Genomic DNA, 24441 nt, shown 5'->3' on the forward strand with positions numbered 1-24441 from the left:
ACGCCCACCAGGCACCCCGCCGAACACGGCGGGGAAGCTCCCCCAGGCACAGCCAGCCACTCTAGCATCCCCGCGCCCCGGGAGGCAACAACGCCCCTCCGCGATCCGGTTCCGCCTCGTGCCCGTCCCCCGCTTGGAGCGGGGCCCGCGCACCGGCTGGCTCCAAGAAAGTTACACACCCGCTCGTCCGAACACAAATCCCCCGCCACGCCCTGGTGGCGAGGACCCCAACAGGTCATCAACACCAGGCAGCGCGCTCTCGGAGGAGAGCGAGCCCTAGACGCGTCGGATCCCGGCGAAGTTCCGCTTGCCACGGCGGATGACCAGCCATTCCCCATGCAGCCAGTCACCTTCGCCCGGCTCCCAGGCCTCGTCGCTGATCCTGTTGTTGTTGATCGAGGCGCCGCCCTCGCGGATGGTTCGCCGGGCCGCGCCCTTGCTCTCGCACAAGCCGCTCGCCACGAGCAGATCAACGATGGTGCGCGGCTCGCCGTCACGCAGCTCCGCGACCGAGGCCTCGGTCAGGGCAGCGGCGAGGGTCGAGCGATCGAGGCCCGTGATCTCCCCGCGGCCGAACAGGGCCTGGCTGGCGAGCTCGACGGAACGCGTGTTGTCCTCGCCGTGGACCAGGGTGGTCATCTCCTGCGCGAGGCGCTTCTGCGCGGTACGCAGGTGCGGCCGCTCCCTCGTCTCGGCCTCGAGCTCATCGAGCTCGCCCTGGGAAAGGAAAGTGAACCACCGCAGGTACTTGATGACGTCAGCGTCGCCGGTGTTGATGAAGTACTGGTACCAGGCGTAGGGGCTCGTCATCTCTGGGTCGAGCCAGAGGCTGCCACCGCCCGTGGACTTACCGAACTTCTTGCCGTCCGCCGAGGTGACCAGCGGCACGGTGAAGCCGTGCACGTGCGCGCCATCGAGCCTGCGCACGAGATCGACCCCGGCGATGATGTTGCCCCACTGGTCCGATCCGCCGACCTGCACGGTGCAATCGTGCTTGCGATGCAGCTGCACGAAGTCCTGGGCCTGGAGAAGCATGTACGAGAACTCCGCGTAGGAGATCCCGTCGCCCTCGAGGCGTCGCTTCACCGTCTCCCGCGCCAGCATGACGTTGACCGAGAAGTGCTTGCCGATATCGCGCAGGAAAGAGATCGCGGACTGGTTCGCCGTCCAGGTGATGTTGTTCTCGATGATTGCGGCGTTAGGGGCATCCTCGAACTCGACGAAGCGCTCGAGCTGGCCCTTGATGCGGTCGGCCCATTCCGCAACGAGATCCTCGTCGTTCATGCTGCGCTCGCCGACGTCGCGCGGGTCACCGATCAGTCCGGTGGCTCCGCCCGCGAGCACGATGGGCCGGTGCCCGGCGCGCTGCATGCGGTGCAGCACCAGCAGCGGGATGAGATGGCCAGCGTGCAGGCTCGGCGCGGTGGGATCGAACCCGGCATAGACCGTCGTCATGCCGGATGAGAGTTGCTCGCGCAGCGCGTCAGCATCAGTGGATTGCGCGATCAGGCCACGCCAGGTCAGTTCTTCGAGGATGTCGATCGTCACGCACCCGATCATTCCTCATGCGCGGCGCCCAGGCTAATGCCCCAGGCCAACGCGCCCGGCTGCGTCCGTGGCTGCCGGGTGGCGCCGGTACGCGGATACTGCTGGATGACCGTGCAGCCAGAACCTCCACGGGCGATCGGCGGCGAACCGCACCCCGACGCGTGGCCCTGCACGGATGGGCTCCTCGTGATCGTCGGCGCGATGCCCGAGCCGGACCGGTGCCCCAGCGGCGAGCACATCACTACCACGCAGTTCCCAGGGGATGCCGAGCGAGGCGGCGAGGTTGGCCGGGCCGCGCGCGAGCTGATGCGCGGCGCGGTCCATGCCCCGGCGGGCTCGGGCAGCACTGATGCCGCCGAGGATCTCGCCGGCTCGGAGCAGCACTCCGCCCGCGCGGCCCGCGGGGCCGTAGGTGATGTTGAGGCACTGGTGCATCCCGTAGATGCGGTAGATGTACAGGTGCCCGGGCGGACCGAACATCACCTGGTTGCGCGCGGTGGGGCCGCGGTAGGAGTGGGCCGCGGGGTCTGGCCAGGGGCCGTCGGGCGGACCGCCATAGGCTTCGGTCTCGACGATCCGCAGCCGTACCGGGCCATGCTCGATCGTGCAGCCAAGCAGGAGCCTGGCCGCCTCGCAAGGAAGGCTCGACCGGAGCGCGGAGCGCAGGTCCTCTCCCCTATTCGCTGGGCGTTCCCGCCGCGATGTACCGCGCATGGGTCTCGTCATCGACATCGCGGGCCTCGTCGACCAGCAGGACCGGGATGCCGTTCTCGATCGGATAGGCCTTGCGCAGCCGCGGGTTGTAGAGCGCCTCGTCCTCGATGAGGATGAGTAATCCGCGATCCTCGGGGCAGGCGAGGATGTCGAGCAGTACTGGGTCTAGTGGCACGGTGGTCTACCTTATCTGGATTCAGGGTTGCTTGCGCTTGATGATGCGCTTGCGGGCAGCCTCGGTCAGCCGCATGTACTTGTGCGTGGTGGTGTCGTAGTACCACGCGTGGCTATCCGCCGCGGGGAGACCCTGCTGGGCGAGCAGGCGTGTCTTTGGGCGGTACCAGGTGGTCATGGGGAGTTCCCGCACCTCGTGGATGATATCGGGGCGCTGGGTGCCCGGCAGCACGGCGAGCGCGCGATCGAATTGCTCCGGGGTGAACTCCCGGCCAGGCTCGTCGCTGCGGCGGGATACCGAAGCGATGACGAATACGCGCCCTTCGTGCTCCACGCCATATACAACGGCGAGATCGAGCACCTCGACGTCGGCAAGCGCGTCCTCGATGGGCAACGAGTACACGATCCCGCGCTCGGTGCGCATCACGCTGTTGCGGTTATCGACCATCCAGTAGTCGCCATCGGTGTCGCGGCGGAAGAGATGGTCGGTCGGGATCCAGATGTCGCCGGGCTTGAATACCCCGCGGATGACGTTGGAGCTGTGCTCGACCCCGGTGCGCGGGTGGGCGAGCAGCAGGCCGGTGTCGTCGTCCTCCACCTCGCGGACAAAGCCTCTCTCGTCCTCGATGAAGCGATTGCTCTCCACATCGAATGCCGCGAGCTTGATCGTCGCGGATCCGGGTATGGGCCGCCCCTTCGCGCCGGGCTTGGCGCCGGTGATGTTCGCGAGGACTGCCTCGCCCTCGGTGGAGGCGTAGAACTCGACGACGCTGGCGGGCGCGAACCGCTCGGTGACACGCTGCCACAGGCTCCGGGGCATCCCGGAGCCCATGAAGAGCCGGATGGGATGGTGCCGCTGGATCTGCAGGTCCTCGTCCTCGACGAGCTCGCGCAGCAGCGTCCAGGTGTAGGACACGACGGTCACGCCGTAGCGGTGGACCTCCTCGGCGAACTGGGAGGAGTCGAAAGTGCGCGTCAGCGCGATGCGGGCGCCGCCGGCAACGGCACCACCGAGGGTCATCAGCAGGCCGGAGGGATGGTGCAGCGGGGTGAGGCAGTAGACGGTATCGCTGGCGGTCAGCGAGGCGGCGGACGCGGTACCGAACGCCGACAGTGCCCAGCGGTGGTTGGTGATGAGCTGGGGCTCGATGTGGCCGCGTGAACGAGTGAAGACGATGAACGCGAGGTCGCTAGCGATGCCCGGGTTGGGCCGGTACCACGCGGGCAGCTCGACTGCTTCCGGATCGATCTTCTCCAGGTCGGTGACGTTGGGGTGGCCATCGACACCTAGGTCGCGGATATCGCCACCGCCCAGCACGTAGACCTGTCCACCGGTCGCGATGGCGTCGTCCATGTTCTGTGGGTCGGTGACGATGCCGGTCGCTTCGCTCAGACGGAGCGCGTCCTCGAGGTTGGTGCCCGGTTGCAGCAGCACGCTGACGGCGCCAAGCCGGGAGAGCGCGGCGATGGTCGCCAGGGCGCTCGGGCGCGTTTCCATAAGCACCGCGACGTGGGTGCCCTGCCGGACCCCGACCGAGATCAGGCCGCGCACGACGTTGTCGATGCGCTCGTTGACCGCGGCGTTGGTGTGGACGCGGTCATCGAAGAGGAAGCATTCTCCGAGCGGGGCCCGCCTGCCCTGTTCCTCGAGGAGCAGGCCGAGCGACATGCGGGTATGGGCCTGCATGACGCCGAGCCTTGCGAGTCGCGGCAGTGTCCGGGCAGCCTCCCCGGCGATCTCCTTGGTCGTCTTGGCCGCGCCGACGGTGGCGTCGACGAAGTCCTGCGCGACGCCGAAGCCGATCTCGGCGGCCTGGCTGGCGCTGTTGACGAGCCGCGACATGACGGTGTAGTCGCCATCGGCGGCGGGCTGGTCCTCGTCGGTCATGGGCTTGGCGACCTCGGGGCGCTCGGCGTTGCCCTCGTTCCAGCGGACCCATTGGGCGACGGTGGGCCAGGTGAGGGTGCCGGCGCTGCTGCCCACCACGAGACCGAAATGGCCCGCCTTGAGGGTTGCCTCGTAGACGTCGGCCCGGGGCGCTGCGCGGCGGATCCCGCGGACGGCGCGCGGCAGGCCGATATCGTCGGTCGTCCCCACGAACGCCAGCACCGGGCAGACGATCTCGGCGAGGCTGATGAGGCGATCATCGATGACGAAGCCGCCGGTCATCATCCGGTTGTGCACGACGAACTGCTTGAGCAGCTCAGCGATCGCGGGCCCGGACCACGCGACCCATCCATCGACCTCGAGGAAGCGGCGCTGCTTCTCGCGCGGCAGCAGCGCCTCCCGGTCGTGGAGCTGCATGAGGAAGTCGAGGCGGGACTTGACCGTCTTCACGGGGTCGAGCATCTGGAAGCCGGTACGGACCATCCAGCCCGGGATGGCGAGGCGATTGAAGACGTGGTCGGCGAGGAAGTCCGCGCCCTTCGAGGCGAATCCCACCGTGATGCCCATGGGCAGCGCGACCGCATCGGTGGGCGAGCCGAAGGTGATGAGGCTCTTGATGCCGCGGGAGCGCCGGTAGGCGGCGGTCTGGTAGCAGAACATGCCGCCCTGCGAGTACCCGGCGAGGTGGACGTCCTTGCCCGTGTGCTCGCGGACGATGTCGACGACATCGCTGACTGCCACGACGTGGTCAGCGAGGTTACGGGCCATGCCGCCGACCTCGCGGTCCGGGGCGCCGAAGTCGACGACCCACGGGTCGAGGCCGTTGTCGTGGAGAATCCCCACCGCGCCCTGGTCACGGGTGACGTCATAGATGTCGGTGGCCACCATCAGGGGCGGGACGAGAATGACCGGGGCCCGCTCGTCGAGATCGTCGGCGGCCGGGAAGTACCGGCGCAGCCGGAACATCGGGCGCCGCTCCATCACCGCGAACGGCGAAGCCTCCTCGCCGGTGTCGAGCCCTCCGAAGCGGATCACTTCGAGACCGTTCTGCGCAGTGGCGAGGACTCGATGCACCGGCGACGTGAGGGTTCGGGCAGTGAACTTCACGGGGACCTCCATCCTCGCCCGCCACCGTGGCCCGGTGCCGGGGATGTGCGCTCTTCCTGAATCTTCGCACATCCCCCAGCACGGTTTCTGCTACACGGGCTCCCATTTACCGTGCATGGCGGTGGTTGTTGGCTATCTCACAGCCCACGCGCGCAATGCGGCGGATGCCTCGGCGACGCGACCGCGCTGCTCCTCGACCCGCGCCCCAGCCGTGCCGCCGCGAGCATTCCGCGAGGCGATCGAGCCCGCCACGGTGAGCACGGCGCGCACCTCTCCCGTGAGGGCGGGATCGATGGCGGCGAACTCCGCATCGGTGAGCTCATCGAGACCGACTCCGCGCGCCTCGGCGACCCGCACGCACGCACCCGCGGCCTCGTGGGCGACCCGGAAGGGCACGCCCTGGCGCACCAGCCATTCCGCGATGTCGGTGGCCAGGGTGAATCCCGCCGGGGCAAGCTCGGCCATCCGGTCCTCGTGGAACTCCAGGGTCGAGACGAGCCCAACGATCGCGGGCAGCAGCAGCTCGAGCTGCAGAACCGAATCGAAGACCGGCTCCTTGTCCTCCTGCAGGTCCCGGTTGTAGGCCAGCGGTTGTGCCTTGAGGGTGGCGAGCAGCCCGGTGAGGTTGCCGATGAGCCGCCCGGACTTGCCCCTGGTGAGCTCGGAGACATCCGGGTTCTTCTTCTGCGGCATGATCGAGCTGCCCGTGGACCACTCGTCGGCGAGCGTGGCGTAGCGGAACTCGGGAGTGGTCCAGATGATGATCTCCTCGGCCATGCGGGAGAGATCGACACCGATCATCGCGAGGACGAACGCGGCCTCGGCGGCGAAATCGCGCGAGGACGTGGCATCGATCGAGTTGTCCGCGGCGCGATCGAAGCCGAGGTCCGCGGCGATGGCATCGGGGTCGAGGCCGAGGGAGGATCCCGCGAGCGCTCCGGACCCGTAGGGCGATACCGCGGCCCGCGCGTCGAAGTCGCGCAGCCGCTCGACATCACGCAGCAACGGGTGCGCGTGCGCGAGGAGGTGATGCGCGAGCAGGACGGGCTGCGCGGCCTGCAGGTGCGTCTTGCCGGGCATCACGGCATCCGGGTGCGCTGCGGCCTGGGCGACGATCGCATCGACCACGTCAAGCAGCCCGAGAGCGATGCGCCGGGCGGCGTCGCGCAGCCACATGCGGAACAGCGTGGCCACCTGGTCATTGCGCGACCGCCCTGCCCGCAGGCGCCCGCCCACCTCGGGGCCGACGCGCTCGATGAGGCCCCGCTCGAGCGCGCCGTGGACGTCCTCGTCGCTCTCGGCTGGCTGGAAGGCTCCCGAGGCGACATCGGCGGCGAGCCCATCGAGGCCGTCGATCATGATCTCGAGATCGGCATCAGCGAGGAGCCCGGCCTTGCTGAGCACGCGGGCGTGCGCCTTCGATGCCTGCACGTCGTAGGGCGCGAGCGCCCAGTCGAAGTGCGTGGACTTGCTCAGGGCCGCCATCGCGGCGGCCGGCCCGGATGCGAACCGGCCGCCCCACAGCGCGCCCTGGTTGGTGCCATGCTGGGTGGTCACGCAGTCATCATCCTTGCTGGTTGAGATCGCGACGGGCGGCGATCTTCGACGAGAGGCCATGCAGCTGGACGAAGCCCTTGGCCGCGGACTGGTCGAAGCTGTCGCCCTCGTCGTAGGTGGCGAGGTTGAAGTCATAGAGCGACGTGGTGCTGCGACGCCCGTTGACGACGACATTGCCCGCGTGGAGGGTGAGCCGGATATCGCCGGTCACGTGCTCCTGGGTGTGCTGGACGAACGAGTCGAGGGCGTACTTCAGCGGGGAGAACCACAGGCCGTCGTAGACCAGCTCGCCCCAGCGCTGCTCGACCTGCCGCTTGAAGCGTGCCAGCTCGCGCTCGTTGGTGAGGGCCTCGAGCTCCTGGTGGGCAGTGATGAGCACCATCGCGCCGGGTGCCTCGTACACCTCGCGGCTCTTGATGCCCACGAGCCGGTCCTCGACCATGTCGAGGCGACCGACGCCGTGCTTGCCCGCGCGCTCATTGAGCTCGACGATGGCCTCGAGCATCGTGACGGGGCGCCCGTCGATCGCGACGGGCTTGCCCTTGTCGAAGGAGATGATCAGCTCATCGGGGGCCTGCCAGTGCGCAGTGGGGTCCTCGGTGTAGTCGTAGACGTCCTTGGTGGGGGCGTTCCACAGGTCCTCGAGGAAGCCGGTCTCCACGGCGCGTCCCCACACGTTCTGGTCGATCGAGAAGGGCGACTTCTTGGAGACCGTGATCGGGATCGCGTTCTCCTCGGCGAAGGCGATGGCCTTCTCGCGCGTCCAGGCGTAGTCACGGACGGGCGCGATCACGCTGAGGTCAGGGGCGAGGGCGCCGATGCCGACCTCGAAGCGGACCTGGTCGTTGCCCTTGCCGGTGCAGCCGTGCGCCACCGTGGTGCCGCCGTGCTCCTTGGCCGCCTCCACGAGGTGCTTGACGATCAGGGGCCGGGAGATCGCGGAGACCAGCGGGTAGCGATCCATGTAGAGGGCGTTGGCCTGCACGGTGGGCAGGCAGTAGTCGTCGGCGAACTCGTCGCGGGCGTCGACGCAGATGGACTCGACGGCGCCGCAATCGAGGGCGCGCTGGCGGACCACCTCCATGTCCTCGCCGCCCTGGCCGAGATCGATGGCCAGGGCCACGACCTCCGCGCCAGTCTCCTTGGCGATCCAGCTGATCGCGACCGATGTATCGAGCCCGCCGGAATAGGCGAGGATCACACGTTCTGCCATGGTGTTGCTTCTCCTTGTCGTTCCTGGTGCCTAGTGTTCGCTATCGTTCATTGGCCCTCGCTGGCCTCGCTCAGCCTCTCAGGCCAGCTCGCTGAGCATCGCCACGAGGGACAACCCATCGTGGGGAGGCCGGGCCACCACCATGATCGTGTCATCCCCCGCTATGGTTCCCGAAACCTGTGCCAGGGCGGCACGGTCGAGCGCGCTCGCGAGGAACTGCGCCGCGCCCGGGGGCGTGCGCAGCACCGCGAGGTTTCCGCTGGCCTCGACCGAGACCAGCAGCTCGGCGAGGAGCCGCGAGACCCGCTCGGTGCCACCGGTGACGCCCCGGATGGTCGTGCCGTCCTCGGGGACGACGTAGACGCCGCTACCGCCGTCGGCGGCCCGGAGCTTGAGCGCCCCGAGCTCCTCGAGATCACGTGACAGCGTAGCCTGCGTGGCATCGATGCCCTCGTCGGCGAGGAGCTGGGCCAGCTCGGTCTGGCTGTGCACCTGGTGGGCCGCGAGCAGCTCCACGATGCGGGCCTGCCGGCGCGCGCGGCTCGTTCCGGTGACCCGCCCGGGCTCGGTCACTGGTGCTCCAGCAACCATACGAGCAGGGCCTTCTGTGCGTGGAGCCGGTTCTCGGCCTCGTCCCAGACGACGCTGCGGGGGCCATCGATGACGGCGTCGGTGATCTCCTCGCCGCGATGCGCCGGCAGGCAGTGCAGCACGAGGGCATCCCCGGCTGCGCGGGCGAGCAGTTCCTCGTTGATCTGATACGGCCAGAACGGGGCGCGCCGGTCGCGGCCGTCTGCCTCATGGCCCATCGAGACCCAGGTATCGGTGACGAGGACGTCCGCGCCATCGGCTGCCGCGGCAGGGTCCTGGGTGATGGTGATGGACCCTCCGGTCTCCCCGGCCCGCTTCCTCGCTGCCTGCACGACCTGCTCCTCGGGCTGGAATCCCTCGGGAGCGGCCACCGTCACGTGCAGGCCCGCGGTCGCGCCGCCGAGCAGCAACGAGTGGGCCATGTTGTTGGCACCGTCGCCGAGATAGGTTATGCGCAGGCCCGCGAGCCGGCCCTTGTGCTCCGCGATGGTCTGCAGGTCGGCGAGGACCTGGCAGGGGTGGAACGAGTCGGACAGCGCATTGACGATCGGAACCGTAGCGGTCTCGGCCATCGCCTCGAGCCGCTCCTGGCCGAAGGTGCGCCAGACGATCGCATCGACATACCGGGACAGCACCTGCCCGGTGTCCTGGAGGGTCTCGTCCCGGCCTAGCTGGGTAGATCGTGACTCGACGACCACGGCGTGGCCGCCGAGCTGGGCGATCCCGAGCTCGAAGGAGAAGCGTGTGCGCGTGGAGTTCTTGTCGAAGATGACCGCGACTCCGTGTGGCCCCTCGAGCGGGCGGCGCAGGAACGGATCGCGCTTCAGCTCCGCCGCGAGCGCGAGGACCTCCGCCTGCTCAGCAGGGTCCAGGGCATCGTCGCGCAGGAAGTGGCGTGTCATGACGGTCCTTCGTCGAGGGCGGTGTTCAGGATCGAGGGCAGTGACTCCACGAACCGTGCCGCCTCCTCCTCGGTGAGAATGAGCGGCGGGGCGATGCGGAGCACATCGGCCTGCGCGGCATTCAGCAGGAAGCCAGCATCGCGGGCCGCCGTCTCCGCCGCCGCTGCGCGGGGCTCGGTGAGCACAATACCGAGCAGCAGCCCGGCCCCGCGCACATGGTCGACCAGAGGGTGCCCGAGGTCCTCGATACCGGTCCGGATCGTCTTGCCCAGCGCATCGGCATGACTGAGCAGGTCTTGCTCGTCGATGGTCCGCAGCACCGCGAGCGCGGCGGCCGCGCAGACCGGATTGCCGCCGAAGGTCGATCCGTGCATGCCGGGAGCGAGAAGCTCGGCCGCCGCGCCCGTGGCGATGCACGCCCCGATCGGCAGCCCGCCGCCGAGGCCCTTGGCGAGGGTGATGACGTCCGGCACGATGCCCGTGGCCTGGTGCGCGTAGAACCAGCCGGTGCGGCCGACTCCGGTCTGCACCTCATCGAGCACGAGGAGAGCCCCGTGCTCCGCGGTGATGTCGCGGGCAGCCGCGAGGTAGCCCTCGGGCGGCACGACGACGCCTGCCTCGCCCATGATGGGCTCGAGGAACACTGCTGCGGTGGTGTCGTCCACAGCGGCGCGCAAGGCTTCGATGTCGCCGTAGGGCACGTGCCGCACATCCGGCACGAGCGGCTCGAACGGTGCCCGCTTGGGTGCCTGGCCAGTGAGGGCCAGCGAGCCCATGGTCCGGCCGTGGAAGGACATCTCGGCGGCGACGACAGCTGTGCGGCCCGTGCGGCGGGTGAGCTTGAACGCCGCTTCGTTGGCCTCGGCGCCCGAGTTGGCGAAGAACACCCGCCCGGGCACGCCGAGCTTGTGGAGCAGTGCCTCGGCAAGCTCGATCGTCGGCGGGCTCGCGTACAGGTTGGAGACATGCCCGAGGGTGCTGAGCTGCTTGTCCACTGCTTCCCGGATCGCCGGGTGGGCGTGGCCAAGGGCATTGACCGCGATGCCGGCCAGCAGGTCGAGGTACTCGCGGCCGTCCGCGTCGGTGACGGTGGCGCCCTGCCCCGCGACGAGGGCGACCTTGGGCACGCCGTAGGTGTCCATGAGGGAGGCGGACCAGCGTTGCTGGAGCTGCGCGGTGACAGTGTTCATGCAGGTTCTCCGGGGGTGGCTGGGGAAGGCTCGACCGCTCCGGTGCCCGCTGGGGTGACCATGGTGCCGATGCCTTCCTTGGTGAAGATCTCGAGCAGCACCGCATGCGGGACCCGGCCGTCGATGACGTGGGCCGACGGGACCCCGCCGCGCACGGCCCGCAGGCAGGCCTCCATCTTGGGGATCATGCCGCTCGCGAGGGAGGGCAGGAGCTGCTCGAGCGCGGCGGAATCAATGGTGCTCACCAGGGAGCTGGTATCGGGCCAGGCCGTGTAGAGGCCCTCGACGTCGGTGAGCACGATCAGCTTCTCCGCCCCGATGCCCTCGGCGAGGGCGGCAGCAGCGGTATCGGCGTTGATGTTGTGGACCACCCCGGCGCGATCAGGCGCGATGGTGGAGACCACCGGGATGCGCCCCGTCGCGACGAGATCGAGCACAGCGGTGGGATTGACCTCGGAGACGTCACCAACGAGCCCGATGTCCACGAGCTCGCCATCGATCACGGCCTCGCGCTTCTCCGCGGTGAACAGGTGCGCGTCCTCGCCGGAAATGCCCACCGCGTACGGCCCGTACTCGTTGATCAGGCCCACGAGCTCGCGCCCGACCTGGCCGAACAGCACCATGCGCACGATGTCCATGACCTCGTGCGTGGTGACGCGGAAGCCGCCCCGGAACTCGCCCTGCATGCCGAGCCGCGACAGCATGCGGGTGATCTGCGGGCCGCCGCCGTGCACGACGATGGGGTGGATGCCGCACGTGCGCAGGAAGACCATGTCCGCGGCGAAGGCACGCTTGAGCTGGTCATCGACCATGGCGTTGCCGCCGTACTTGACGACGATCGTCTTGCCGTGGAACTTCTGCAGCCAGGGCAGGGCCTCGGCGAGCACATGAGCTTTGTCGAGCGCGGTCAGGGCCTCGAGCCGTGTCTCGGCGGGGACGTCATTCGGGTCATCGGGCATGGAGCAGTGGCCTTCCTCCGGGAAGCTGGATCAGGATGAGCGGGCGGAGTTCGCGGTGACGTAGCTGTGCGAGAGGTCGGCGGTACGGATCGTTGCCTCTCCGCTTCCGATGCCCAGCTCGATGCGCACGTCGACATCGGCACCACTGAGATCGATCGACCTCGCCTCGGCCACAGCGACCCCATCGCGGCAGGCCGGATATCCGTTGAAGAACACGCTGGCCCGGTCGGGGTCGAGCATGATCGGTGCGCTGCCAATGGCCGCGAGGACCTGGCCCCAGCAGGGGTCCGAGCCGAAAAGCGCGGTCTTGACCAGGGTGTCGCGCGCGATCGTGCGGGCCCCGGCCAGTGCCTCGCTCTCGTTGGCCGCTCCGCTGACGGTGATCAGCACTCGCTTCGTGGCGCCCTCGGCATCGGCCATGATCTGCTCGGCGAGGTCGTCGCATACTGCCTGCACGGCCGCGGTGAGCTCATCATCGCTAGCACCGATGCCGGATGCTCCCGACGCGAGGAGCAGCACGGTGTCGTTGGTGGAGGTGGCGCCGTCGACGTCGAGGCGATCGAACGTGTACCGCACGGCATGGCGGAGCACGCGGTCGAGTTGCTCCGCGGTCGCGCGCGCATCGGTGGTGAGCACGCACAGCATGGTGGCCAGCGATGGCGCGAGCATCCCCGCGCCCTTGGCCATTCCTCCGACGGTCCAGCCACCCGGAGCAGCGAGCGATGCCTGCTTGGGAACAGTGTCGGTGGACATGATCGCCCGGGCCGCGGACGTGGCTGATTCGGTCGAGCTGCCGAGCGCGGCGACGGCTTGGCCGATTCCCGCCAGAACGGCGGGCATGGGCAGCAACTCACCCATGCTGCCGGTCGAGCACACCGCGACCTCCACGGCGCCGGTCTCGCACCCGGATGCGGTCAGCGCTCGTGCGACCTCCTCGGCCGTGTGGTGCGTGTCGGCGAATCCGCGCGGGCCAGTGCAGCAGTTGGCGCAGCCGGAGTTGAGCACGACGGCACGCAGCTCTCCCATGGTGAGGACCTGCTGGGACCAGAGCACGGGCGCGGCCTTGACCTTGTTGGTGGTGAGCACTCCGGCTGCTGGGCGGTCCTCGCCGGAGTTCACCACGAGCGCGAGGTCTGGCTCTCCGGTGGGCTTGATGCCCGCGGCGATGCCTGTGGCCGTGAACCCGGCCGGCGCGGTCACGCCCAGGGCCCGGTCGATGCGCGCGCCGGGGAGGCGCGATGTCATGGGGCCACCCCGACTGTGGAGAGCCCGGCGGCCTCGGGGAGCCCGAGCGCGATGTTCATGGACTGGATCGCGCCGCCCGCGGTGCCCTTGGTGAGGTTGTCGATGGCCGAGACCACGACCAGGGAACCAGCATTGGCATCGACGTGGACGCTCAGGTGCACGGCGTTGGAGCCGAGCACGGCGCTGGTCTGGGGCAGCTGGCCCTCGGGCAGGACGTGGACGAAGGGCTCATCGCGGTACGCGGCGAGGTAGGTCTCCCGGGCCTCGGCCGCGGTGGCTGTCGTCGGCGCCACGCAGGTGGCGAGGATGCCGCGGGCCATGGGCGCGAGGATCGGGGTGAACGATACGGTGACCGGCCGCGTGGTGAGCGCCTGGAGGTTCTGGGTGATCTCCGGGTTGTGCCGGTGGACTCCCCCGACGCCGTACGCGCGCGCGGAGCCCATGACCTCGGCGCCGAGCAGATCGGTGCGCAGCGACCGGCCCGCTCCGGATGCTCCGGTGACCGCGACGATGGTGATCCGTGGCTCGATGATGCCCGCGGCCACGGCGGGGGCGAGCGCTAGCGACGTTCCGGTCGGGTAGCAGCCGGGCACCGCGATGCGCGTGGCGGAGCGCAGCTTCTCGCGCGCCCCAGGCAGCTCGGGCATGCCATAGGGCCAGGTTCCGGCGTGCGGCGTGCCGTAGAACTTCTCCCAGTCGGCGGGGTCGCTCAGGCGGAAGTCGGCGCCGCAATCGATGATCAGCGTGCTCTCGGGTAGCTGCTCGGCCAGCTTGGCCGAGTGCCCGTGGGGCAGGCCGAGGAACACGACATCATGTCCGGCGAGGGTTTCCGGGCTGGTATCGCCGAGGATGCGATCGGCGAGCGGCAGGAGGTTCGGGTGATGCTCGGCGAGCGTGGTCCCGGCGCTGCTTCCCGCGGTGAGCGCGCCGATCTCGATGCTTCCGTCGAGCACGCCGGGATGGTTGAGGAGAAGCCGGAGGACTTCTCCCCCGGCGTATCCGCTGGCACCTGCGACGGCGATCCGAAGAGTCATGCGACTGATTATGCGCTCCATTGCAACAATATTCAAACGCTATTTGCGCATGATTCCCTTGATCTGCTCCAGGCGCTCCCGGGCCGCCCGCGCACGGTTCTCCCACTGCTGCTCCAGCGACAAGCTCTCGGCACGCTCCACATCCGTCTCCGGAGCACCGATCGCCACCGCGAACTTCGCGGCGATCCGATCCCGGACCTTGCTGAACGTGGGGATGCCATCACTGGTCCATCCCTCGTCGTCCCCGGAACCGGAGCCACCAGGCCTGCCCAGCGGCGGGACCTCGCCCACAGGCAGGTCCTCCACGTCACCGGCGCGCACCACCCCGCCGGCGGCCGACAGAGTAGCTCCCGAGAGCTCCTCGCCCGATGCTGGGCCCGCGACCAGAGACAACTGCGCAACCTGATGGAGCGCGCGCAGATCCTCGCGACCGACGGTCGCTGCGGACACTACCTCGCATAGCTGCGCGTCGCCCAGCACGGACAACGCGCGTGACAATGACTCGATCGACGACTGCTTCTTCTCCACGACGACGAGCTCCCTTCGGGCGTGTGCTTCCAGGATACGTCGCGCTGCCGGGCCAGCACGGCCACATGGCTAGCGCAATCGGGCCCCGACGGCTCCTGTGGCCCGCTCGACCGCAGCGTCACGAGCAGCCGACGCCTCCTCTTCAGTCAACGTACGGTCCGCGGCACGGAACCGCAGCGAATACGTCAAGGATTTCTGGCCCTCGCCAAGCTGCTCGCCCGCGAAGACCGCGAACAGCTCGATGCTCTCGAGCAGCTCGCCAGCGCCTTCGCGCAACGCGGATTCCACCGACGCGGCGGGAACATCCTCGGCGACGACGACGGCAACATCCTGGAGCACTGCGGGAAAGACCGACAGCCGCGGCGCAGGAAGGTTCTCGCGCACCGGCAACGCGTCGAGCTCCATCTCGACCACGCAGGTCCGCGACGGCAGTCCCATCTCCTCGACGACCGCGGGATGCAGCTCGCCCGCATGGCCGATGACATGGCCATCCACGACTAGCTCCGCGCAGCGCCCGGGATGCCACGGAAGCTCCTGGGCCGCGCGGCGCTCGACCGCCACGCCCGCTGCGCTCGCGACGGCATCCGCTGCCTCGAACGCATCCACGGCGTCCGCGGCGCGGCCCGGCCCCCACGGCCCGCGCGGCAGCCGCGCCCCGGAGAGCACGATGCCCACGCGTACCGGTTGATCAGGCAGCGAGGCGAAGAGCTCATCCACCTGCTCGGGCGTCGGGCGCCGATCCACCGGAAGCATCGGCACCGGACGGGTCCCGCTCGTGGGCAGCACCACCTGGCCGATCGTGAACAGCGAGACGTCGTGCTGGCCCCGCGCGACATTGCGCGCCAGCACGTCCAGCATTCCCGGCAGCAAGGTCGTCGCCAGGCTCGCGCGCTCGCTATCCAGCGGGTTCAGCACCCGCATGGCCTTCCGCCGCGGATCGTCCTCCGCGAGCCGGAACTGGTCGAACACCTTCGGCGAGATGAAGGGTGACGGCTGCACCTCCACGAATCCCGAATGTGCCAGGGCCCGGCTCACCGAGCGCCGTCGCCGCTGCAGAGCAGTGAGGCCCGAGCCAGCCGGCGCGGTCGGCAGCACCGAAGGAATGAGATCGAGCCCCTCGAGCCGCAGCACCTCTTCCACGAGGTCGGCGGGCTGCGTGAGATCCGGCCGCCACGATGGCGGGGTCACCAGCAGCTGCGTGGACTCGCCCACCGTCTCCTCAAGGACCGTGGCACCAATCTGCTCCAGCCGATGCTGGGCCGCGCCCGCCGCGTACTCCACGCCCGCGACCTTGTCCGGCAGCCGGGAATCGATGCGGATCATCACACGCTCGGGCACCGCGCCGATATCCGTGAGCCCGGGCTCCACATCGCCGCCAGTGATCTCCGCGAGGAGGGCCGCGGCGCGGTCGAGCGCGGCCACAGTCACCGCGGGATCGACAGCACGCTCGAAGCGACGGCTCGCCTCGCTCGAGAGCTTGTGGCGCCGCGCCGTCCGGAATATCGCCAGCGGATGCCAGCAGGCCGCCTCGAGCAGCACCTCGGTGGTCTCGCCCGAGACCTCGGTGCTCGCACCGCCCATCACCCCGGCGAGCGAGACAACGCCGGAATCATCCGCGATGACCACATCCTCGGGATCGAGGGCGCGCTCGACCTCGTCGAGCGTGACCAGCCGCTCCCCCGACCGGGCGCGCCGGACCACGAGATCGCCGGAGACGCGCGCCGCGTCGAACGCATGCATCGGCTGGCCGAGCTCGAGCATCACGTAGTTGGTGACGTCCACCGCCGGCGAGATCGGCCGGATGCCCGACAGCATGAGGCGCAGCTGCATCCACCACGGGGTGATGGCCTGCGTGTCGATGCCCGTCACGCGACGCACCGCGAACCGTGCCGCATCGGCCTCCGCCTCGACGCTGACGCCCCAGGCTGGGCCCTCCGCACCGTGGTCAGGCCCTTCGGCCGGGTCCGCGAAGGAAAGGTCGAACCCGCAGCACAGCTCCCGCGACAAGCCGCGGACCGAGAGGCAGTAGCCACGATCCGGTGTCACCGCGAGCTCGATGACGGTGTCGTTCAGCCCCAGCAGCTCGTGGGCGTCATCGCCCGGCGAGGCCGTGCCGGGCGGCAGCACGAGGATCCCCGCATGGTCCCGGCCGAGCCCGAGCTCGCGCACCGAGCAGATCATGCCGTCGGAGACTCGGCCGTAGGTCTTGCGGGAGGCGATGGTGAAGTCACCGGGCAGCACGGCCCCGGGGAGCGCCACGACCACGAGGTCGCCCTCGGCGAAGTTGCGGGCACCGCACACGATCCCCTGGGGATCGGCGGCCCCGACATCGACGAGGCAGAACCGGATGGGCTTCTTGAACTCGGTGAGCTCCTCGATCGACGAGACGCGACCGACCCGCAGCGGACCCACCACGGGTCCGGGCCTGGTCACGTCCTCCACCTCGAGGCCCACGCCGACGAAGCCGGCGTCGAGCTCCTCGGCGGAGATGCTCCAGCCTGGATTGGCACGCTGGATGATGTCTGTCAGCCAGGACTGCGCTACTCGCACGGGTGCTCGCTCCCTCGAATCACGTGTTCACGAAAATCAACAGCAAAGAAAAACTCTGGCTAGCCCTGCACGCCGAACGGCAAGGTGAATCGGATGTCACCCTCGACGATGTCGCGCATGTCCGGGATGCCGTTGCGGAACTGGAGGGTGCGCTCGAGTCCCATGCCGAACGCGAAGCCCGAGTACACCTCCGGATCGATGCCGTTTGCGCGCAGGACGTTGGGATGCACCATTCCGCATCCGCCCCACTCGACCCAGCCCGCGCCGCCCTTCTTGCGCTCGAACCACACATCCACCTCGGCGGACGGCTCGGTGAACGGGAAGTAGTTGGCGCGCATGCGGGTCCGCGCGCCAGGGCCGAACAGGCCACGGGCGAGGGCATCAAGGGTGCCCTTCAGGTTCGCCATCGTCAGGCCCTCATCGACCGCGAGGCCCTCGATCTGCGAGAACACCGGCGTATGCGTGGCATCGAGCTCATCAGTGCGGAACGTGCGGCCCGGGCACACCACATAGATGGGCACCTCGCGGGTGAGCATGCTGCGGACCTGCACCGGAGAGGTGTGCGTGCGCAGCACCTGCCGGGAACCCTCGGGGGCAATATGGAACGTGTCCTGCATGGTGCGGGCGGGGTGGTCCGGGAGGAAGTTCAACGCATCGAAGTTCGCGTGCTCCGTCTCGACCTCGGGGCCCTCGGCGACCTCCCAGCCCATCGCGACGAACACGTCGCAGATCTGCTCGGAAATCGTGGTGATGGGATGCCGCGCGCCCTGGGGAGCACGCCCCGCCGGCAGTGTCACATCGATGGATTCGGCGACGAGCACCGCGGCATCACGCTCCGCGTGCAGGACGGCGCTGCGCTCCTCGAAGGCCTGCTGCACCTGCGAGCGGTAGACATTGACCCGCTTGCCTGCATCGGCGCGCTCGGCCTTCGGCAGGCTGCCGAGGGCACGCCGCGCGAGAGCGATGGGCGCCTTGTCCCCGAGATGCGCGGTCTTCGCGCGCGCGAGCTCCTCGAGATCAGCAGCGCTGTCGAAAGCCTCCCGCGCCTGCGCGGCCGATGCGGCGAGGTGCTCCTCGCCGAGCAAGGAAGCGCCTTCCTGCTCGCCCGCTGGGCTGCTCGTGCTGCCGGGTCCGTGCTGCGCCGAATTGTCAGCCACTATCCGTTCCACTCCTCGAATCCCATGCCCATAGGCCCGCGCGATCGCGCGGGCAAGTTCCGCGTGTGCACATTCCGCGCGAGAGCGTGCCCCGCCGATGTTATGCGACGCTGCGGCCCCGCACCTAGCCCGCCCGCGCCCGAGCGCTCTCGTGGAGGCTCCGCGCGCTTTCATAAAGGCACAAGGTTGCCGCGGAGGCGAGATTGAGGCTCTCGGCCTCGCCGCGGATCGGGATGCTCACCGCGTGCGTCGCGCGCTCAAGGATCGCCTCCGGCAGGCCATGCGCCTCGTTGCCGAACAACCAGGCCACGCGTGCGCCCGAGAGCGCCCCACTGGCGTCAAAGAGCGAGATCTCGCCCCGCGCGCTCGTAGCGAGGACACGGAAGCCCGCGCCCAGCAGCTCGTCGATCACATCCGCGGCGCTCGCGGCGCGCACGATGGGCAGATGGAAGCTGCTTCCGGCCGCGGCGCGGATCACCTTGCCATTGAGCGGGTCCACGCTCGCCCCGGCGATGATCACCGCAGCAGCACCCGCTGCATCCGCGACACGAATGATCGTCCCCGCATTGCCGGGCTCGTTCACATCAACGACCACCGCGATGAAGCCGTCCGGCGGGACCTGCGCGAGAGCTTCTCCAAGCTCCGTGCCGCGGACCTCGCACACCGCGACGAGGCCCTGCGGGGTCACGGTCTCGGAGAGCCCCTTGGCAGTGCGCTCGGACACGATCCACACGGGGCAACGGGCGCCGCCGATGATCTCCGCGTTGCGCTCGAGGGCCTTGCTGGTCACGAAAAGCTCGATCACCACGTCATGCGCGAGCGCCGCGGAAACAGCATTCGGGCCCTCGGCGAGGAACCTGCCGCCCTTGCGGCGCTCCGCGGGCTTGACGAGCTTCAACGCAGAAACGACCCGGGGGTTGCGATCGGAAATCGGTTCCCCGGGTCGTTGCTGTGCTGCGCCTGTGCTGGTCAGGCCGCGTCCTCGGACGGAGCGTTCACGTCAGCCGGGAGCGCTGCCTTCGCGGCGGCGACGAGGGCGGTGAATGCCTCGGCGTCGGAGACGGCGATCTCGGCGAGGTTCTTGCGGTCCACCTCGATACCGGCAGCCTTGAGACCCTGGATGAACCGGTTGTAGGTGATGTCGTTGGACCGTGCGGCCGCGTTGATGCGGGTGATCCACAGCTTGCGGAAGTCACCCTTGCGGGCACGGCGGTCCCGGTAGGAGTAGTTCATCGAGTGGAGCATCTGCTCCTTGGCCTTGCGGTACAGGCGCGAGCGCTGTCCGCGGTAGCCCTTGGTGCTCTCAAGAACTGTCCGACGCTTCTTCTGAGCGTTTACCGCTCTTTTCACGCGTGCCACTGTTGTCGTCCTGTCACTTTTCGGGGGTCATCGACCCGGCTGGTCTGGCTGTCTCGGGCTCGGGTCAGATGCCGAGCATGCGCTTGACGCGCTTCTGGTCGCTCTTGGCGACCTCGGTGACGCCCTCGAGGCGGCGGGTGCGGTCACTGGGCTTGTGAACGAAGAGGTGGCGACGGTTGGCCTGCTCGCGGAGCAGCTTGCCACGGCCCGTCACCTTGAAGCGCTTGGAGGCGCCGCTGTGGGTCTTGTTCTTCGGCATTGGATGTCCTCAGTTCTGTCGAGTGTTCGCAGTGCTCGCCGCTCGCGCGGCTGGGCACTGCACGTCCTTGCGGAACGGCGTGGTCCGGCAGCATGCACGCCGATCACCCTGCCCGGCCGTGCCGCCGGGCAGCGATGGATCCTGGATCAGCTGGCCGCGGGGGCGTCCTGGCCCTCTCCCGCCGCGTCATCCTGCTCGCGCTCACGCGCAGGGGCCTGCTGTGCCTTGAGCTTGGTCTTCTGGCCGCGATGCGGAGCAAGCACCATCGTCATGTTGCGACCGTCCTGGCGCGCGGTGGTCTCCACGAAGCCCAGCTCCGCCACATCGGCGGAGAGGCGCTGCAAGAGGCGGAAACCGAGCTCCGGACGCGACTGCTCGCGGCCACGGAACATGATCGTCACCTTCACCTTGTTGCCGGCGTCGAGGAACCGGGCAACATTGCGCTTCTTGGTCTCGTAGTCATGATCATCGATCTTCGGGCGCAGCTTCTGCTCCTTGATGACAGTCTGCTGCTGGTTCTTGCGGGACTCGCGGGCCTTCTGCGCGGCCTCGTACTTGAACTTGCCGTAGTCCATGATCTTGCACACCGGCGGGCGTGCATCAGGGGCGACTTCCACGAGATCCATGTCCGCGTCGATCGCTAGGCGCAGTGCATCCTCGATCCGCACGATTCCTACCTGTTCCCCGTTGGGGCCGACGAGGCGGACCTCGGGAACGCGGATGCGGTCATTGATGCGGGTCTCGGTGCTGATGGGGCCTCCTAGGTCGAATCTGCTGCGGTGCGACAGCGAACCCAGTGCCCCAACAAGAATGCCCCTAGCGCCGGATCCATCATGGATCAATGCCAGGGGCCCAATTGCCGACCGGCCCGCGCGCAAAAGCCGTGCCCACTGGGCATTGCCTACGCTCACCCAGCCCTGTACAGGCTTGGTACCACGGGACCGGACCACTGGACACCGTTCAAGCAATGCTGGTGCAGCGGTGGGAGCTTGGGCTCCACTTGATGCCCCCGATATGCTCGAGGACGGTCGCGTATGACATCGTACCAGGCATGACAGACGATTCCTACCGGGTGGCCGCGGACGCGACGACTTCCCCGGACGCCGAGCTGCCCGTGCGCGAGCTCGCCGCGATCCCGGCCATCGAAGTAGTCTCCCGCGCGGCGGTCATGCTCATGAGCTCCGCCGCGGAGAAGCTTGGCCTCTCCGCGGAGAACCCCTCCGACAGCGAGTACTTCGACCTCGATGAAGCACGGCGCATCATCACCGCCCTCGCTGGCCTTATCACGGCCTCCGCCGAGTACCTCGGCCCCCACGCAGGGCCGCTCCGCGACGGACTGCAAGCCCTGCAACGGGCGTTCCGCGAGGCCTCCGCCTACCCCGACCCGCCCGGGCAGGGGCCCGGCGAGAAGTACACCGGCCCCGTCCACTAGGAGGCCCGGTCCACAAGGGCGCGGCCTTCCCTGCCGCGAGAGCGTCCTGAGGGCCCGTCCAGCGGAAGCTTTTCCCGCCTCAGCGGTGAGAAGCTTCCACTGGGCGGCGTGTCCCCTGGGCGGCGATCCGCTGGCCCCGGGCCGCACAGGCTGCACCGGTCAGGCTGGGGCGAGGATGCCGCGCAGGAACTGGCCGGTATGGCTATGCGGAGCCGCCGCGATGGTCTCTGGAGTGCCCTCGGCGACCACGGTCCCGCCGCCCGAACCACCTTCCGGACCCATATCGATGATCCAGTCGGCGGTCTTGATGACGTCGAGGTTGTGCTCGATCACGATGACGGTGTTGCCCTTGTCGACGAGACCATTGATAACCCGCAGCAGCTTGCGGATGTCCTCGAAGTGCAGGCCCGTGGTCGGCTCATCGAGGATGTAGACGGTGCGTCCGGTGGAGCGCTTCTGCAGCTCGGCGGCGAGCTTGACGCGTTGCGCCTCGCCACCGGAGAGGGTCGGCGCGGACTGCCCGAGCCGCACATAGCCAAGCCCAACGTCCACGAGCGTGTCGAGGTAGCGGTGGATCGACTTGATGGGCTCGAAGAAGACGGCGGCCTCCTCGATGGGCATGTCGAGCACCTCGGCGATGTTCTTGCCCTTGTAGTGCACCTCGAGGGTCTCGCGGTTGTAGCGCGCCCCGTGGCACACCTCGCACGGGACGTACACATCGGGCAGGAAGTTCATCTCGATCTTGATGGTGCCGTCGCCCGTGCAGGCCTCGCAGCGACCGCCCTTGACGTTGAACGAGAACCTCCCGGGCTGGTAACCGCGCACCTTTGCCTCGGTGGTGGCGGCGAACAGGGTGCGGATCTTGTCGAACACCCCGGTGTAGGTGGCCGGGTTGGAGCGTGGCGTGCGACCGATCGGTGACTGGTCCACCTGCACCAGCTTGTCGAGCAGGTCCACGCCATTGATGCGCGTATGGCGGCCGGGGACGTGCCGGGCCTTGTTGAGCTTGTTCGCGAGCGCCTTGGCGAGGATCTCGTTGACGAGGGTGGACTTGCCCGAGCCCGAGACCCCCGTGATCGCGGTCAGCGTGCCGAGCGGGAACTCGACGCTGACGTTCTTGAGATTGTGCTCCCGCGCGCCCACGATCTTGATCCGGCGCTGCGAATCGATGGCACGCCGCTGCTCGGGCATCTCGATGGACAGCCTGCCGGCGAGATAGGCACCGGTGAGCGATTCCTCGTTGGCCAGCAGCCCCTCGAAGCTGCCGCTATGCACCACTTGTCCGCCATGCTCGCCCGCTCGCGGCCCGATGTCGACGATCCAGTCGGAGGCACGGATGGTGTCCTCGTCATGCTCGACCACGATGAGGGTGTTCCCGAGATCGCGCAGGCGGGTGAGGGTGTCGATGAGGCGACGATTGTCCCGCTGGTGCAGGCCGATCGATGGCTCGTCGAGCACATAGAGCACGCCGACGAGGCCCGCCCCGATCTGCGTCGCGAGCCGGATCCGCTGCGCCTCGCCACCCGAGAGGGTGCCAGCCGCACGGTCGAGGGAGAGATAGTCGAGCCCCACATCGAGCAGGAACCCAAGCCTGGCCTGCACCTCCTTGAGCACCCGCCCCGCGATCGCGGCCTCCCGGGCGCCGAGCCGCAGATCGGTGAGGAACTTCGCGCAGTCGGCGATGGAGAGCGCGGCGATATCCGCGATGGACCGGGCGCTGCCATCGCCGCCCGAGATGCGCACGGAGAGGATTTCTGGGCGCAGCCGCGCGCCCTGGCAGGCGGGGCACGGCGTATCCCGCATGAAGCCTTCGTAGCGGTCCTTCATCTGGTCGGACTCGGTCTGATCGAGGCGCCGGTGCAGGAACGGCATCACGCCCTCGAACTCGGCGTAGTAGGCGCGGCTGCGCCCGTAGCGGTTGGTGTAGGTGACATGGACCTGCTGGGGCGAGCCCTCGAGAATGGCACGACGGGCCTTCGCGGGAAGCTTCTGCCAGGGCGTATCGAGCCGGAATCCCAGGGCATCGCCGAGGCCCTGCAGCAACCGCTGGAAGTACTCCGCTGACTGGCCCGTCGACCAGGGCGCGATGGCCCCCTCCGCGAGGGACTTCTCCGGATCCGGAACCACCAGATCAGGATCGACCTCCTTGCGGATGCCGAGCCCGTGGCACTCCGGGCAGGCGCCATAGGGCGAGTTGAACGAGAACGAGCGCGGCTCCAGGTCGTCCACGGCGAGCGCGTGGCCGTTCGGGCAAGCGAGCCGCTCGGAGAAGCGCCGCTCCCGCTCCAGGGAATCCTCGGGCATGTCGACGAAATCGAGCACAACGATCCCGTCAGCGAGCCGCAGCGCCGTCTCCACCGAATCAGTCAAACGCTGCTTGGCCGAGGGCTTGACCACCAGCCGGTCCACCACGACCTCGATGTCATGCTTCTCCTGCTTCTTCAGCGTCGGCGGGGAGGACAGCGGATGCACCACGCCATCGACGCGGACGCGCGCGAATCCCTGGGCGCTGAGCTGGGAGAACAGATCCACGAACTCGCCCTTGCGAGTGCGCACCACCGGGGAGAGGACCTGGAACCGGGTGCCTTCCTCCATGTCGAGCACCTGATCAACGATCTGCTGGGGCGTCTGCTTGGCGATGCGCGCGTCGCACACCGGGCAGTACGGCGTGCCGGCGCGGGCGAACAACAGGCGCAGGTAGTCATAGACCTCGGTGATCGTGCCGACGGTGGAGCGCGGATTGCGATTGGTGGACTTCTGGTCGATCGACACTGCCGGGGAGAGCCCCTCGATGAAATCAACATCAGGCTTGTCCATCTGGCCGAGGAACTGCCGCGCGTAGGCAGAGAGGGACTCCACATAGCGCCGCTGCCCCTCCGCGAAGATCGTGTCGAACGCGAGGCTGGACTTGCCCGAGCCGGAGAGCCCGGTGAACACGATCAGGCTGTCGCGCGGCAGATCAATATCAACACCACGGAGGTTGTGCTCCCTGGCACCACGCACAATCAAACGATCGGTCACGTTCATCCCTTCT

The 24441-nt window shown here is 68.6% G+C and carries 21 protein-coding genes; 1 reads left to right on the forward strand and 20 read right to left on the reverse strand.

The window, feature by feature from the left end; genetic code table 11:
* Positions 1-276: 276 nt before the first annotated feature.
* From tyrS to infC, 19 genes are all read right to left on the reverse strand, one after another.
* Entirely contained in the window at positions 277-1548 is a 1272-nt protein-coding gene (gene tyrS, locus FXO18_RS09200; RefSeq protein WP_149360835.1) for a tyrosine--tRNA ligase, read from the reverse strand.
* Positions 1549-1581: 33 nt separating this feature from the next.
* Complete coding sequence (locus tag FXO18_RS09205; protein ID WP_149360836.1) at positions 1582-2262, reverse strand: DNA-3-methyladenine glycosylase; 681 nt, start codon at positions 2260-2262, stop codon at positions 1582-1584.
* The gene (locus tag FXO18_RS09210) at positions 2225-2437 is read right to left on the reverse strand and encodes a Trm112 family protein (RefSeq protein ID WP_149360837.1); all 213 of its coding nucleotides are present in this window, start codon (positions 2435-2437) and stop codon (positions 2225-2227) included. Before FXO18_RS09210 ends, FXO18_RS09205 begins: the two co-directional genes overlap by 38 nt.
* Positions 2438-2458: 21 nt before the next feature.
* Positions 2459-5443, reverse strand: a complete 2985-nt coding sequence (locus FXO18_RS09215) for an alpha/beta fold hydrolase (protein WP_149360838.1) — start codon at positions 5441-5443, stop codon at positions 2459-2461.
* Positions 5444-5563: 120 nt separating this feature from the next.
* Complete coding sequence (argH, locus tag FXO18_RS09220; protein WP_235900576.1) at positions 5564-6988, reverse strand: argininosuccinate lyase; 1425 nt, start codon at positions 6986-6988, stop codon at positions 5564-5566.
* 7 nt (positions 6989-6995) lie between these two features.
* Positions 6996-8201: an argininosuccinate synthase gene (locus FXO18_RS09225; protein ID WP_149360840.1), complete on the reverse strand. Its 1206-nt coding sequence runs from the start codon at positions 8199-8201 to the stop codon at positions 6996-6998.
* 78 nt (positions 8202-8279) lie between these two features.
* Entirely contained in the window at positions 8280-8792 is a 513-nt protein-coding gene (locus FXO18_RS09230) for an arginine repressor (RefSeq protein WP_149360841.1), read from the reverse strand.
* Entirely contained in the window at positions 8771-9694 is a 924-nt protein-coding gene (gene argF, locus FXO18_RS09235; RefSeq protein WP_149360842.1) for an ornithine carbamoyltransferase, read from the reverse strand. The genes FXO18_RS09230 and argF overlap by 22 nt, the downstream gene beginning before the upstream one ends.
* Positions 9691-10884 carry an acetylornithine transaminase gene (locus tag FXO18_RS09240; protein ID WP_149360843.1) on the reverse strand — a complete coding sequence of 398 codons (1194 nt, stop codon included), beginning with the start codon at positions 10882-10884 and terminating at the stop codon, positions 9691-9693. The genes argF and FXO18_RS09240 overlap by 4 nt, the downstream gene beginning before the upstream one ends.
* The gene (gene argB, locus FXO18_RS09245) at positions 10881-11843 is read right to left on the reverse strand and encodes an acetylglutamate kinase (RefSeq protein WP_149360844.1); all 963 of its coding nucleotides are present in this window, start codon (positions 11841-11843) and stop codon (positions 10881-10883) included. Before argB ends, FXO18_RS09240 begins: the two co-directional genes overlap by 4 nt.
* A gap of 30 nt (positions 11844-11873) precedes the next feature.
* On the reverse strand, positions 11874-13088 hold the full coding sequence (argJ, locus tag FXO18_RS09250; RefSeq protein ID WP_149360845.1) for a bifunctional glutamate N-acetyltransferase/amino-acid acetyltransferase ArgJ: 1215 nt from the start codon (positions 13086-13088) through the stop codon (positions 11874-11876).
* The gene (argC, locus tag FXO18_RS09255) at positions 13085-14122 is read right to left on the reverse strand and encodes an N-acetyl-gamma-glutamyl-phosphate reductase (protein WP_149360846.1); all 1038 of its coding nucleotides are present in this window, start codon (positions 14120-14122) and stop codon (positions 13085-13087) included. Before argC ends, argJ begins: the two co-directional genes overlap by 4 nt.
* 39 nt (positions 14123-14161) lie before the next feature.
* On the reverse strand, positions 14162-14650 hold the full coding sequence (locus tag FXO18_RS16075; RefSeq protein ID WP_235900578.1) for a hypothetical protein: 489 nt from the start codon (positions 14648-14650) through the stop codon (positions 14162-14164).
* Between the two features lie 69 nt (positions 14651-14719).
* Entirely contained in the window at positions 14720-17200 is a 2481-nt protein-coding gene (gene pheT / locus FXO18_RS09265) for a phenylalanine--tRNA ligase subunit beta (protein WP_149360847.1), read from the reverse strand.
* Positions 17201-17259: 59 nt separating this feature from the next.
* Positions 17260-18285 carry a phenylalanine--tRNA ligase subunit alpha gene (gene pheS, locus FXO18_RS09270; protein WP_235900620.1) on the reverse strand — a complete coding sequence of 342 codons (1026 nt, stop codon included), beginning with the start codon at positions 18283-18285 and terminating at the stop codon, positions 17260-17262.
* Positions 18286-18481: 196 nt separating this feature from the next.
* Positions 18482-19330 (reverse strand): TrmH family RNA methyltransferase, encoded by an 849-nt coding sequence (locus FXO18_RS09275; protein ID WP_149360849.1) that lies wholly within the window; start codon positions 19328-19330, stop codon positions 18482-18484.
* A complete protein-coding gene (gene rplT, locus FXO18_RS09280) occupies positions 19327-19716 on the reverse strand; it encodes a 50S ribosomal protein L20 (protein ID WP_149360850.1) in 390 nt (129 codons plus the stop codon). The genes FXO18_RS09275 and rplT overlap by 4 nt, the downstream gene beginning before the upstream one ends.
* A 64-nt stretch (positions 19717-19780) precedes the next feature.
* Positions 19781-19975 (reverse strand): 50S ribosomal protein L35, encoded by a 195-nt coding sequence (gene rpmI / locus FXO18_RS09285; protein ID WP_149360851.1) that lies wholly within the window; start codon positions 19973-19975, stop codon positions 19781-19783.
* A gap of 146 nt (positions 19976-20121) precedes the next feature.
* Positions 20122-20772 (reverse strand): translation initiation factor IF-3, encoded by a 651-nt coding sequence (infC, locus tag FXO18_RS09290; RefSeq protein WP_235900621.1) that lies wholly within the window; start codon positions 20770-20772, stop codon positions 20122-20124.
* Positions 20773-21026: 254 nt separating this feature from the next.
* On the opposite strand from infC, the gene FXO18_RS09295 reads away from it, so the two are divergent.
* Positions 21027-21407, forward strand: a complete 381-nt coding sequence (locus FXO18_RS09295; protein WP_149360852.1) for a DUF1844 domain-containing protein — start codon at positions 21027-21029, stop codon at positions 21405-21407.
* Between the two features lie 159 nt (positions 21408-21566).
* Here FXO18_RS09295 and uvrA read toward each other — a convergent pair whose 3' ends face one another.
* Positions 21567-24428 carry an excinuclease ABC subunit UvrA gene (gene uvrA, locus FXO18_RS09300; RefSeq protein ID WP_187774283.1) on the reverse strand — a complete coding sequence of 954 codons (2862 nt, stop codon included), beginning with the start codon at positions 24426-24428 and terminating at the stop codon, positions 21567-21569.
* Between the last annotated feature and the right edge of the window lie 13 nt (positions 24429-24441).

It is taken from the genome of Lolliginicoccus suaedae (assembly GCF_008312885.1).
GTDB lineage: Bacteria > Actinomycetota > Actinomycetes > Mycobacteriales > Mycobacteriaceae > Lolliginicoccus > Lolliginicoccus suaedae.

Coding starts and splice junctions, on each gene's coding strand:
- FXO18_RS09205 (WP_149360836.1), bottom strand. CDS start 2,262: ATGCGCGGTACATCGCGGCGGGAACGCCCAGCGAATAGGGGAGAGGAC.
- FXO18_RS09215 (WP_149360838.1), bottom strand. CDS start 5,443: ATGGAGGTCCCCGTGAAGTTCACTGCCCGAACCCTCACGTCGCCGGTG.
- FXO18_RS09225 (WP_149360840.1), bottom strand. CDS start 8,201: ATGGCAGAACGTGTGATCCTCGCCTATTCCGGCGGGCTCGATACATCG.
- FXO18_RS09230 (WP_149360841.1), bottom strand. CDS start 8,792: ATGGTTGCTGGAGCACCAGTGACCGAGCCCGGGCGGGTCACCGGAACG.
- argF (WP_149360842.1), bottom strand. CDS start 9,694: ATGACACGCCACTTCCTGCGCGACGATGCCCTGGACCCTGCTGAGCAG.
- FXO18_RS09240 (WP_149360843.1), bottom strand. CDS start 10,884: ATGAACACTGTCACCGCGCAGCTCCAGCAACGCTGGTCCGCCTCCCTC.
- argB (WP_149360844.1), bottom strand. CDS start 11,843: ATGCCCGATGACCCGAATGACGTCCCCGCCGAGACACGGCTCGAGGCC.
- argJ (WP_149360845.1), bottom strand. CDS start 13,088: ATGACATCGCGCCTCCCCGGCGCGCGCATCGACCGGGCCCTGGGCGTG.
- argC (WP_149360846.1), bottom strand. CDS start 14,122: ATGACTCTTCGGATCGCCGTCGCAGGTGCCAGCGGATACGCCGGGGGA.
- rpmI (WP_149360851.1), bottom strand. CDS start 19,975: ATGCCGAAGAACAAGACCCACAGCGGCGCCTCCAAGCGCTTCAAGGTG.
- FXO18_RS09295 (WP_149360852.1), top strand. CDS start 21,027: ATGACAGACGATTCCTACCGGGTGGCCGCGGACGCGACGACTTCCCCG.